The sequence below is a fragment of the Streptomyces sp. NPDC002817 genome (assembly GCF_053592055.1).
The window spans coordinates 63002-75212 of the sequence record NZ_JBSFUY010000034.1; the positions used below are offsets into that span (position 1 = coordinate 63002).

Below are 12211 nucleotides of genomic sequence, written 5' to 3' on the forward strand. Positions count from 1 at the left end.
GGCGCGGGGAACTGCGCGACAAGCCCCCACCGGCCCGCACCCGGCAAAGCACCGCCCTCCCTCCGAGCTCATGGCCGCAAAATCCGCTTTACCCCCCATGGGATACTGGCCACGTCTGAAACAACCCCACGAGGAGAACGGCTCCCACCCCATGACCTCGGTCACGTCGCTCACCGACCAAGTCCACCAGCGCCTCACCGACGCCCTCACTTCCGCTCTCCCGGAAACCGACGGAGTCGACCCGCTGCTGCGACGTAGCGACAGGGCCGACTACCAGGCCAACGGGATCCTGGCCCTCGCGAAGAAGGCCAAGGCGAACCCCCGCGAGCTGGCCACGCAGGTCGTCGCACAGGTCGAGTCCGGCGACGTGATCAAGGACATCGAGGTCTCCGGCCCCGGCTTCCTCAACATCACGATCTCCGACAAGGCGATCATCGAGAACCTCGCCGAGCGCTACGCCGACCCCGCCCGCCTGGGCGTCCCGCCGAAGAAGAACCCCGGCATCACCGTCGTCGACTACGCCCAGCCCAACGTCGCCAAGGAAATGCACGTCGGCCACCTCCGCTCCGCGGTCATCGGCGACGCCCTCCGCGGCATGCTCGACTTCACCGGCGAACAGACGATCGGCCGCCACCACATCGGCGACTGGGGCACCCAGTTCGGCATGCTCATCCAGTACCTGGTCGAGAACCCCGGCGAGCTGGCCCCGCCCGAGGACGTCGACGGCGAGCAGGCCATGTCGAACCTGAACCGGGTCTACAAGGCGTCGCGCGCGGTCTTCGACGCGGACGAGGAGTTCAAGGAGCGCGCCCGCAAGCGGGTGGTGGCCCTCCAGTCCGGCGACAAGGAGACCCTCGAACTGTGGCAGCAGTTCGTCGACGAGTCGAAGGTCTACTTCTACTCCGTCTTCGAGAAGCTGGACATGAAGATCCGCGACGAGGAGATCGTCGGCGAGTCCGCGTACAACGAGGGCATGCCCGAGACCGCCCGCCTCCTCGAGGAGATGGGCGTCGCGGAACGCTCCGACGGCGCGCTCGTGGTCTTCTTCGACGAGATCCGCGGCAAGGACGACCAGCCGGTCCCGCTGATCGTGCAGAAGGCGGACGGTGGCTTCGGCTACGCGGCCTCCGACCTGACCGCGATCCGCGACCGTGTCGTCGGCCTGGACGCGACGACGCTGCTGTACGTCGTGGACGTACGCCAGTCGCTGCACTTCAAGATGGTCTTCGAGACGGCCCGCCGCGCCGGCTGGCTCGGCGACGACGTCACCGCGCACAACATGGGCTACGGCACGGTGCTGGGCGCGGACGGCAAGCCGTTCAAGACGCGTGAGGGTGAGACGGTCAAGCTGGAGGACCTCCTCGACGAGGCCGTCGAGCGGGCCACCGCCGTCGTGCGCGAGAAGGCCGAGAAGGTGGGCCTGACCGAGGAGGAGATCGTCGAGAACGGCCGGTACGTCGGGATCGGCGCCGTGAAGTACGCGGACCTGTCGACCTCGCCGAGCCGTGACTACAAGTTCGACCTGGACCAGATGGTCTCGCTGAACGGCGACACGTCGGTCTACCTCCAGTACGCGTACGCCCGTATCAAGTCGATCCTGCGCAAGGCCGACGACAAGCGGCCGACCGCCCACCCGGAGCTGGAACTCGCCCCGGCGGAGCGGGCGTTGGGCCTGCACCTGGACGCGTTCGGCGACCTGCTCGCGGAGGCCACGGCGGAGTACGCACCGCACAAGCTGACGGCGTACCTCTATCAGCTGGCGTCGCTCTTCACGACGTTCTACGACCAGTGCCCGGTCATCAAGCCGGAGCCGCCGAAGGACATCGCGGAGAACCGCCTGTTCCTCTGCGACCTGACCGCCCGCACCCTCCACCAGGGCATGGCCCTGCTGGGCATCAGGACGCCCGAGAAGCTCTGAGCGCCCTCGAGGAAACAGCCGTTCCGGGCCCGGCCCCCACGGGGGGACCGGGCCCGGAATGTCTCCTACCGCAGTCCTCATCCGGACAAGTCCCGCCGTACACCCGCATGTGAAGACCTCGTGCACCCGCGCCCCACCAGCCCCCGCGGGCCCCGAACAGGACCCGGCGCTTCACCAACCCCCCACACCACGCTTCGCACACATCAAGTCGGCGCTCCCAGTCGCCTCTCGCTTTTACTCGGCCGTAACGGCGTCCTGTTCGGCCACCCCTGTCGTTGACCGATGTACAACAACCCCGTCACGCTCCCCCTGGTCACTCCGAGTCGCATCGGCCCGGATGAGCCGGTGCCGCAACCACGGGGGAAGTCATCAAAAATCACCGCAGATCATTACGTTCGGTGCGCGGGGCGCTGCTGGCGTTCACCGCCGCCACCACACTCACCGTCACCGCCCTGGGCAACCCAGCTCAAGCCTCAGAGGCGTCGGACACGGCCCAAGTGACCTACAAGGGCCACACGTTCTCCGTCCCCGCGACCTGGGACGTCATCGATCTCGCCAAGGACCCGGACACCTGCGTCCGCTACGACCGCCACGCCGTGTACCTCGGCAAGCCGGCGGCGGATGCCCAACAGAGCTGCCCGGCCGATGTGTTGGGCCGTACGGAGGCACTCGTACTGGAGCCGGACAAGGGCTCCTCCGCGGAACAGGTCTCGGAGAACAGCACCTCGCGCACGTACTGGGCGACGACCGACGGCATCGCCGTCACCGCGTCCTACGGCGAGAACCGGGAGGAGATCAAGGAGATCCTCGCCAGTGCCGGCCTCCCGGCCGACAAGGCGACCCCGGCCGCGACGCCGGCGGCCACAGCGGCGGCACAGCCGTCGATCCAGGCCGTCCCCGCGGACGCCACGTCCTACCAGGGCAAGGGCTTCGACCGCTGTGCCGCACCGCCGACCGCCACGATGAACGCCTGGAAGGCGGCCTCGCCGTACGGCGCCATCGGCTTCTACATCGGCGGGGTCAACGCGGGCTGCAAGGACCAGGCCAGTGCCGAGTGGGTGCAGACCCAGTACGACAACGGCTGGCGCTTCATCCCGATCTACGTCGGCCCGCAGGCCGAGGCGGGCTCGGGCAGCTGCACGGGCGACTGTGTGGCGATCACCGACCCGGTGCCGGAGGGTGCGGCATCGGCCCGGGACGCGGTCGCGCAGGCGCAGGGCTACGGCCTCCCGGCGGGCTCGGTCCTCTACTACAACATGGAGCACTACAACTCCGGCCGTGAGAAGGTCCTGGCCTTCCTCCAGTCCTGGACCAACACGATCCACGAGCTGGGCTACCGCTCGGGCGCCTACGGCAGCGCGTCCTCGCTCGCCACGGACCTGGTGGCGGCGAACGCCGACGGCTACACCCAGCCGGACGTCATCAACTTCGCCCGCTGGGACGAGGTGGCGACGACCGAGGACCGGGCGATCCCGGCCGACATGTGGGCGGACCACCAGCGGGTCAAGCAGTACGACGGCCCGACCGAGGACGACCCCAACGAGGAGACCTACGGCGGTATCACCCTCGACCTCGACAACGACCTCCTCGACGTCGGTGAGGGTTCGACCCAGCCGCCGGTCCAGAAGGACACGACCCTGACGTACACCGGTCCGGCCACCGTGTCCAACGGCTCCCCGGCGGCCCTGTCCGCGACCCTGGCGGAGAAGGACGGCGGCGCCCCGGTCGCCGACCGCGAGGTCACCCTCGCCCTCGGTCCGACGGACGCCCTCCAGACCTGCGCGGCGAACACCGACGCCCAGGGCAAGGCGACCTGCACGATCGACAAGGTGGCTCAGCCGCTCACCGGCTCAGCCACCGTGCCACTCAAGGCGACCTTCGCCGGCGACGAGGCGTACAAGGCCTCCGAGGCCACGGCCGAGCTCAAGCTCCAGTACGTCACAGGCCGTGCCTACGGCCTCTCCGCCCGGATCCCGGTCCTGGCCCTGCCGATCGGCATCGCCCCCACCCCGGACACCGGTGTGGTCCGCGCGGCGGACGCCAAGACGGTCGCCCCGCCCTGCGCGGCGCCCATCAACCTGCTGGTCCTGTCCGCCGACACCCTCTGCGCGAAGGTGGAGACGAAGATCGGCCCGAGCGGCTCCACCTCCACCGCGACCGTGGAGGACGCCAGGATCGGCCTGCCCGGCCTGCCCGTGGTCGCCCTCTCCGGCGTGACGGCGACCTCGACCAGCAGTTGTACGGCCACCACCGGCAGCACGGACCTGTCGCTGACGATCGCGGGCACACCGGTCGAGATCGGTGACGTACCGAACTATTCGATCGACCTGGGCCCGGCCGCCAAGCTCGTGCTCAACGAGCAGGTCAGGACGGCGAACGGCCTGACGGTCAACGCGGCCCATCTGACGGCGGCGGGCGGCGTGGACGTGGTCATCGCGTCGAGCGCCACGGACGCCTACAACTGCGCGTGAATCGGGGGAAGTACGGAATGCGCATCAAAAGACGCGGAACATTGCTCACGGGCCTGCTCACGACACTGGCACTCGCCCTGACGGCCCCGGCGGCGGGGACGGCGAGCGCGGCCGACGAGCCCGGCATACTCGCCAAGCCCGCCTTCCTGGCCCCCTTCGAGTGCGACTCGGTCTGGACGTACTCCACCTATCCGGACCACGGGAACGTCCTGGACTTCGTCAAGGCGGAGGGTGCCAGCGCCGGAGCCCCCGTGCTCGCCTCGGCCGCGGGCACCGCCACCCGCCACAACCAGCCCGACGGCGGCGGCCAGTACATCCGGATCACCCACGCCGACGGCTGGACCACCGAGTACATGCACCTCGCCACCTACGAGGTCGCGGACGGCGCCCAGGTCGCCCAGGGCACCGTGGTCGGCACGGTCGGCAGCACCGGCAACACCACCGGCCCGCACCTGCACTACGAGCAGGAACTGAACGGCGTGCACCAGGACATCGAGCTGGAGGGTGACGTCCTCTCGCCCTACCCGCCCGAGTACGGCGAGAAGTTCATCACCAGCACCAACGGCTGCGACGGCGACCCGGGCGACCCCGATCCCCCCGTCCTGAAGGACACCGCCCTCGCCTACGACGGTCCCGCCACGGTCGCCAACGGCTCCCCGGCTCCCCTGTCGGCGAAGCTCACGGAGAAGGAGGGCGGCGCCCCGGTGGCCGACCGGGAGGTCACCCTCACCCTGGGCACGGACCAGACCTGCAAGGCGAAGACCGACGCGGCGGGCAAGGCGGCCTGCACCATCGCGGCAGTGGCTCAGCCACTGACCGACTCAGCCACCGTGCCACTCAAGGCGACCTTCGCGGGCGACGAGGCGTACAAGCCCTCGGAGGCCACGGCCGAGCTGAAACTCCAGTACGTCACGGGCCGGGCGTACGGTCTCTCCGCCACGGTCCCCGTCCTGGTGCTGCCGATCGTGATCGCACCGACCCCGGACACGGGCGAGGTCCGCACGGCCGACGCCAGGACGGTGGCCCCCGCCTGCACACAGAACATCAGCGCGGTGGTCCTGACGGCGGACGCCCTGTGCGCGAACGTCACGACGACGGCCGGCCCGAGCACCTCGACGGCCAAGTCCACGCTGACCAAGCTCAGTCTGGGCCTGCCCGGCCTCCCGGTCATCGAGGCGACCGGCATCACCGCCACCTCGACGAGCACCTGCGCGGCGAGCACCGGCACGACGGATCTCAAGCTCACCGTCGCGGGTACGCCGGTCACCGTCCCGGACATCCCCGACTATGCGATCGACCTCGGCGCCGGAGCCAAGATCGTCGTGAACGAACAGACACGCACGGCGACCGGCCTCACGGTCAACGCCCTCCACATCAGCGGCCTCGGCGGCGCGGACGTGGTGGTCGCGTCGAGCACGAGCGCGGCACACAACTGCGCATAGACAGCGGCTAGTTGCCCAGACAGGCCCCGGCAGGGTGGACGAACTCGCACCACACCACCTTGCCGGGGTCCCGCTGTCCCACCCCCCACTTGTCGGCGAGCGCGGCGACGAGCAACAACCCACGCCCACCCTCGTCGGCCTCCTCCGCGACACACGGCTCACCGCCCCCGCTGTCATGCACCTCCACCCGCAGTACGGCCCCGTCGTACCGCACCCGCAGCAGAAACCCCCGCCCCGGCGGCGCCCCGTGCACCAGCGCGTTGGTCGCCAACTCGCTCACACACAGCGACACATCATCGGCCCGCTCCCACGCCGAGATCCCCCAGTGGACGAGGGACCACCGCGCGAACCGCCTGGCGGCGCCCACGGAACGGCGGTCGCGCCGATAGAACTGGTCGCGCTGGAAGGCGAGTCGGCTTTGCTCATTCACGACACGAATGTCGCGCAGAGTCACTGGCGTGGATCAGCGAGTGAACCCGTACGAAATTTTTGTACGGGCTCTCACCCGGTGACGTACGTGGGACCTGGGGGATTGAAGCCAGCATGAGCGCGAAGAAGCCACCGCGGCCGAAGAACCTGACCTCGATGAAGATGCTGGGCAAGCAACTGGCCGCGGCCCGCCGCGCCGCGGGCCACACCCAGAGTGCCCTGGCCACGCTGGTCAAGGTCGACGAGGAGACGATCGCCTCGATCGAGCAGGGCAGAAGGTCCCTGAAACCGGACCTGGCCGCCCTGTTGGACGAGATCCTCCAGACCAAGGGGATGCTGTCGGTCGGGGTGGCGAACCTGCCGGAGATCGACCAGTTCCCGATGTGGGCGGAGCTGTACATGGAGCATGAGCGGGAGGCGATCGCACTGTCCTGGTACGACAACGCGGTGCTCCCCGGCCTCCTCCAGACACGCGCGTACGCGGAAGCCGTACTCCGGGAGCGAGTTCCGGCGTACGACGAGGACGAGATCGAGACCAAGGTGGCGGGCCGTGTGGAGCGCCAGGAGATCCTGCACCGCAAGACCCCTCCGACGCTGAGCTTCGTCGTCTGGGAGCCTGCGCTGCACATGATGATCGGTGGGTCGGAGGTACGACGGGAGCAGCTCCACCATCTGCGCGAGGCCGCTGAACTGCCGTGCGTTTCACTACAGTTCCTGCCTCTGAGCAGCCCCTGCCACGCGGGCATGGCTGGCCCCTTCACCCTGCTCGAAACCCCGGACCATCAACACCTCGCGTACACCGAATCGCAGCGCGGAAGCCAGTGGGTTTCCGACGCGGATGAGGTGTCCAGGCTGGCGCGCAAGTATGCGATGCTGCGGACACAGGCCCTGACCCCACAGGACTCATTGGGCCTGCTCGACCGCCTGCTAGGAGAGCAATGAGCAGCGAAGCGCTTCAGTGGTTCAAGTCGACCTACAGCAGCGACGAAGGCGGCCAGTGCCTCGAAGTCGCCTACGCCTGGCAGAAGTCCAGCTATAGCGGCAGCGAGGGCGGTCAGTGCGTCGAGATCGCGGCCTGCCCCCACACCATCCACATCCGCGACTCCAAGAACCCCACCGGCCCGACCCTCCAGGTCGCCGCCACCGCCTGGTCGGCGTTCATCGCGACGACTGCCTAGACCCGAACTCCCGCCCCGGCCCTGCTCGTTCCCTTCGGCCGCCGTCCGAGCACATAGACCCGGGAGTACGGCGCGGTCTCCTCGGACCTGTTCCGCAGCGCCTCGATGTCCGTGCCGGGCGGCCACCGGGTGCCCGCGTCGGACCACTGGATGCCGTTGAGCCCGGGGTCGCTCGGGTTCACGCCGGTGAGGTCCGCGTCGGTGAAGTCGTCCAGCGTGCCGTCGAGCAGCGCGGCGACGAGACCGTCCGCCGTCGGGAGGCGGAGACGGTGGCCGGCTTCGAGGGCGAGGCTCCGGGCGAGCGGGCGGGCGACGAGGTCGATGCCACGGAGGCGGTCGGGGTCCCGGGCGCGGGCGGCGGAGTCGAGGGTGTCGGTGAGGGCGTGGGCGCTGTCGCCGGGGTGGCGAGCCGCTTTGAGGTCGTGTTCGAAGGTACGGGCGAAGACCGCGGCGAGGTTGAGGGCGGCGGCGAGGGTCAGGACGGGCGGCTCCGCCAACGCGAACCTGCGGGCGCGGGCGTAGTCCCGGGCGAGGTCCGCGAAGCGCTGGGCGTACGGGGCGGGGAAGCCCTCGCCGGTCCCCAGTCGCTTCTCCTCCCGGACGAGGTCGTCGAGCAGTTCCAGGGCCCGGACCAGGAGTTCGCCGCTGACGCAGGCGGCGATCGCGGGATCCTTGCGCGCGGCCAGCCGCTGTTCCACCGGGAGGGCGCGCAGGGCCTCGGCGACATCGGCCTCCGGCATCCACTCCCGGTCCGCGGAGTCCGTCGTAGCGGAGTCCGCCGCGTCCTCGGCATGGAGGATGCTCGCCAGTCCGCCCTCGACGTCCAGCACCAGCCCCAGCCCACGGACCACGTCCTCATGCCCACCGGCCTGCTCGCGCACCTCACGCAGCCCGGTATCGGGGTCGAGGAACCGGGAGAGGCCCAGGCGGAACTCCTCGTGCTCACGGGAGAGCCACTCGTCGGCCATCAGTCCTCCTCCCGCCGTGCGAGGTGCTGGGCGACGGCCTTGCGTGCCTTGAACAGGTTCGACCGTACCGCCGCGCCCTCGATCCCGATCAGCTTGGCGATCTCGGCCGGTTTCCACCCGTCCAGCATGAGGGCCAGCACCTGTCGTTGGCGTGCGGGCAGGCCCCGTAACACCCGGACGATCTCCTGCTCCTGTAACCAGGACTCGGTCGCCTCGGGGCGGTGCAGCAGGGTCGTGGACTCGGGCACTTCCTCGACGGGCTCCTCCACGCGCGTGGCGTGGCGGACGAACTCCCGGTAGGCGACCGTGTAGGCCCAGCTCTTGTGCGACCTGATCTCGTGCCACGACCGGTAGGCCTTGACCATCGTGTCCTGCACGAACTCCCCGGCCCGGTCCACCGGAGCGCCCTGGTAGACGAGATACGCGGTCAGCCTGGGGACGTAGGCGCGGTAGAAGTGGCTGAACGCCTCCTCGTCCTCGGGAGACAGGCCGTACGACGGTTGCGTGACCCCTTCGGCCGGAGCGCCCTTCTCGGGGACGCCCTCCGCGGCGCCGCCGACCGGCAGCGGCTCCCTGGAGTCGTCCTCCCGCGGGCCCGGCTCCGTCACGCGGTCTCCCTCCCGTCCGGGGCGCACTGGCAACGCGCCGCCCTTTCGCGCTCCCGACGCTCGGCCCACCGTAGCCTCAACTCCTCGCGGATCAGGGTGACTACGTGAATTCCCAGCCCCGCCAGTGCGGTGACGACCGACGCCGTGCCCGGGTCCATCCGGTGCTCCCGTCCTCCGGGGCCGCGCCGACCGCGAGCCCCTTCGCATGTAAGAGCCGCCTCACCCGCCCCGCGTGAACCGCACCCCGCAAGATCTTCGGGGGCCGTTGTCAGTGGCTGCCCCTACAGTCGTCGGCATGGCAACGCTCCCCAACCCGCTGCCGAGGCTGGCCTCCCTCGGCCTCGGCCTCCCGCCGGGCAAGCTGATCGACACGACGGACGAGGGCCCGTGGCACGAGCCGCTGCTCTGGCTGGCCGACGACCGGGCGACCCCGGCCGCCTGGGCCGCCCTCCAGCAGGCGCCCCGCGCGCTCGGTCTGCTCCCGGTGGTCCTGGACATCGGCGGGGGTCACGGCGGCCCGGAGGAATGGGAGTTGGCGCCGGCCGAGGTGTCGTACCCCGGTGATCACGACGCGGAGGAGGTCCTGGCCGACTTCTGGGACGAGTGCTGTGCGGAGGAGGCCGGCGACTGGCCGGGCCTGGCGGAGGCAACCGCCGCCGCGGCCGACCCGGACGCGGTGGCCGCCGACATCGCCGGTGGCCTCCTCGCGGCGGGCGGCCCCCTCAAGGAGCCCCGCCTGGCGCTGGTCCCGGCCCGCCGCAGCGCCGACATCCCGACGGCGCTCGGCTGGATGGGCGCGGTGAACCACGGCGACGACACGGCCCGTCTCAGCGCGGTGCTCCGCTCCTGGGAGGACCGCTTCGGCATACGGGTCGTGGCGCTCGGCTTCGACCACCTGCGGGTCTCCGTGGCGGCCCCGCCCACGGCACTCGCCGAGGCGCAGGCCCTGGCCGCCGAACACTTCGCGTTCTGCCCGGACAACCTCTGGCAGGGCAGCGACACCGTCCTGGAGGCCTACGCAGAACGCCAGTTGCTCGATCAGCCAGCCTGGTCCTTCTGGTGGGACTGAGGCACGTCGATCCCGAACTCCTCGCCCAGCAGCCGTGACACCTCCTCCTCGGAGACCTCCCGCTTACTGACCGTGCCGTCGGGGGAGGTCACGGTCAACTCCCGGCCGGAGAGGAGCACATGCTGGTCCCCGCGCATCCGCTGCACATAGAGCCGCTGGGTGAACGGTGAGCGCGGGTTCGTCGCGACGAACCAGTTGAACACCTCGAAGTCCGGCTTCTCGCTGGGGTCCAGGGTGAAGGCGTACTGCCGCCGCCAGCCGCCCTCCCACGCCGGCCCCTGCTCGAAGGCCTCCAGCACCCACAGGTCCAGCGGCCCCCGGTGCGCCACCCGAACCAGCCGGTGCCGTCGCCCCGCACCCTCGAACTCCTCACCCGCCACCAGCGGCACCGGCTCCAGCAGCGCGCCGACCGCCCCGAACCCGACGTCGGCAAGGTACGGACGCGTCTCCCCCGCCACCTCCACCAGCAGCGTCATATGGGTGCGCGGGCGGCTCTCCAGCGCGTCCGCGCCCACCTGCACCCGCGCCGACAGCCGGGTCACCCCGAAACCGAGCGCCTCAAGGGCATGCAGCAGCAAGGTGTTCTGTTCGTAGCAGTAGCCCCCGCGCCGACCCCGGACCAGCTTGTCCAGCAGATCACCGAGTTCGAGCGAGGGAGCGGTGCCGTTCACGGCGTCGAGATTCTCGAAGGGGATCGCGCGCGCGTGCGCGAGATGCACAGCCCGCAGGGTCGCCACGTCGGCGACCCGCTCCCCTTCCCACCCGATCCGGCCGAGATACGCGTCGAGGTCGAACTCCACTGTGTCGGACATGCCTCAACCCTAGGCACACGCTCAAGTCCCGTCGGCAGCCTTCAGCCCCAACCGCACCACTCCTTGAGACCTAGGACCTCCACCCGAACCCGGCGCGCACCGAGGCACTCAAGGCCGAAGCCCGGCCCCCATCCTCCGCAGCCCCTCCCCGATCCGCTCCGGCGTCTCCGTCACGAAGCACAGCCGCAGCGTCGCCCGGTCGGCCTGCCCCGCGTGGAAGGGCGCCCCCGGCACATAGGCCACGTCATGCCGTACGACCTGGGGCAACAGGGCGGTCGTGTCGTAGTCCGAAGGCAGCCGCGCCCAGAGGAACATGCCACCCTCGGGCCGGTTCCAGGACGCCCCCTCCGGCAGCGCCGCGGCCAGCCCTGCCAGCATCGCGTCCCGCCGCTCCCCGTACACGGCCGCGACCCGAGCCACGTGCGCGTCGAGATCCCGCGCCTCCAGATACCGGGCCGCGGCAAGCTGGTTGACGGTCGGGGTGTGCAGATCGGCGGCCTGCTTGGCGACGACACAGGCCCGCCGCAGCCCACTCGGCGCCCGCAGCCACCCCAGCCGCAGACCGGGAGCCATCACCTTGGAGAAGGACCCGAGCAGGACGGTCCGGTCCTCGGCCCCCGGGTACGAGGCGATCCAGGGCAGCCGCTCCCCCTCGAACCGCAGCTCCCCGTACGGATCGTCCTCGACGATCCACACCCCGCACCGCCCCGCCACCTCGGCCACACCGGCCCGCCGCTCGGCCGACATGGTCCGCCCGCTGGGATTCTGGAAGGTGGGGACGGTGTAGAACAGCTTGGGCCGCTCCCGCACCACGAGCTCGGCCAGGGCATCCACATCCGGCCCCTGCGCATCCCCCGGCACGGCGACGACCCGCGCCCCCGCCAGCCCGAAGACCTGAAGTGCCGCCAGATAGCAGGGATCCTCGACGAGGACGGTGTCACCGGGTTCGACGAGCGCGGCGGCGACCAACGACAGGCCCTGCTGCGACCCCGTGGTGACGAGAAGCTCCTCGGCGCCGGTGGCCAGGCCACGCACCGACGTCCGCCGCGCCAGCAACTCCCGCAGCCGCGGCTCCCCTTCGGTCGTCGAGTACTGAAGAGCCTGCCCCGGCGCCTCCTCCAGCACATGCCGGAACGCCGCCGCGACGCCCTCCCGGTCGAACAGCTCGGGTGCGGGCAGCCCACCGGCGAAGTTGACGACCTCGGGCCGCGCGGTGACGGCGAGGATCTCCCGTACCGCCGACCCGCCGGTCGACCGGACGCGCGAGGCGAGCGAAGGCAGGGCGGCGAAGGTGCTCGTAAGGGTCATGCCGAGCA

The 12211-nt window shown here is 70.5% G+C and carries 11 protein-coding genes; 6 read left to right on the forward strand and 5 right to left on the reverse strand.

The window, feature by feature from the left end; all coding sequences use genetic code 11:
• Positions 1-151 precede the first annotated feature (151 nt).
• From argS to ACWD3I_RS40335, 3 genes are all read left to right on the forward strand, one after another.
• Positions 152-1918, forward strand: a complete 1767-nt coding sequence (gene argS / locus ACWD3I_RS40325; protein WP_365394075.1) for an arginine--tRNA ligase — start codon at positions 152-154, stop codon at positions 1916-1918.
• Positions 1919-2316: 398 nt separating this feature from the next.
• Positions 2317-4389 (forward strand): choice-of-anchor P family protein, encoded by a 2073-nt coding sequence (locus ACWD3I_RS40330; protein WP_365393921.1) that lies wholly within the window; start codon positions 2317-2319, stop codon positions 4387-4389.
• Positions 4390-4406: 17 nt separating this feature from the next.
• Complete coding sequence (locus ACWD3I_RS40335; protein WP_365393920.1) at positions 4407-5831, forward strand: M23 family metallopeptidase; 1425 nt, start codon at positions 4407-4409, stop codon at positions 5829-5831.
• A gap of 7 nt (positions 5832-5838) precedes the next feature.
• Here ACWD3I_RS40335 and ACWD3I_RS40340 read toward each other — a convergent pair whose 3' ends face one another.
• On the reverse strand, positions 5839-6261 hold the full coding sequence (locus ACWD3I_RS40340; protein ID WP_365393919.1) for an ATP-binding protein: 423 nt from the start codon (positions 6259-6261) through the stop codon (positions 5839-5841).
• A 113-nt stretch (positions 6262-6374) separates the two neighbouring features.
• Between ACWD3I_RS40340 and ACWD3I_RS40345 the strand changes: the two genes are divergently transcribed.
• The gene (locus tag ACWD3I_RS40345; protein ID WP_365393918.1) at positions 6375-7202 is read left to right on the forward strand and encodes a helix-turn-helix domain-containing protein; all 828 of its coding nucleotides are present in this window, start codon (positions 6375-6377) and stop codon (positions 7200-7202) included.
• Complete coding sequence (locus ACWD3I_RS40350) at positions 7199-7438, forward strand: DUF397 domain-containing protein (protein WP_365393917.1); 240 nt, start codon at positions 7199-7201, stop codon at positions 7436-7438. The genes ACWD3I_RS40345 and ACWD3I_RS40350 overlap by 4 nt, the downstream gene beginning before the upstream one ends.
• On the opposite strand, the gene ACWD3I_RS40355 is transcribed toward ACWD3I_RS40350, so the two are convergent.
• Positions 7435-8406, reverse strand: a complete 972-nt coding sequence (locus ACWD3I_RS40355) for a hypothetical protein (RefSeq protein ID WP_365393916.1) — start codon at positions 8404-8406, stop codon at positions 7435-7437. The two genes, ACWD3I_RS40350 and ACWD3I_RS40355, sit on opposite strands and share 4 nt — an antisense overlap.
• A complete protein-coding gene (locus tag ACWD3I_RS40360) occupies positions 8406-9014 on the reverse strand; it encodes an RNA polymerase sigma factor (protein ID WP_365393915.1) in 609 nt (202 codons plus the stop codon). Before ACWD3I_RS40360 ends, ACWD3I_RS40355 begins: the two co-directional genes overlap by 1 nt.
• Before the next feature lie 295 nt (positions 9015-9309).
• Here ACWD3I_RS40360 and ACWD3I_RS40365 point away from each other — a divergent pair, with 295 nt between their 5' ends.
• A complete protein-coding gene (locus ACWD3I_RS40365; RefSeq protein WP_365393914.1) occupies positions 9310-10083 on the forward strand; it encodes a DUF4253 domain-containing protein in 774 nt (257 codons plus the stop codon).
• Here the strand turns inward: ACWD3I_RS40365 and ACWD3I_RS40370 are convergent.
• Positions 10053-10895: an arylamine N-acetyltransferase family protein gene (locus ACWD3I_RS40370; protein WP_365393913.1), complete on the reverse strand. Its 843-nt coding sequence runs from the start codon at positions 10893-10895 to the stop codon at positions 10053-10055. The genes ACWD3I_RS40365 and ACWD3I_RS40370 overlap by 31 nt on opposite strands.
• Before the next feature lie 108 nt (positions 10896-11003).
• Positions 11004-12203 carry an aminotransferase-like domain-containing protein gene (locus tag ACWD3I_RS40375; RefSeq protein WP_365393912.1) on the reverse strand — a complete coding sequence of 400 codons (1200 nt, stop codon included), beginning with the start codon at positions 12201-12203 and terminating at the stop codon, positions 11004-11006.
• Between the last annotated feature and the right edge of the window lie 8 nt (positions 12204-12211).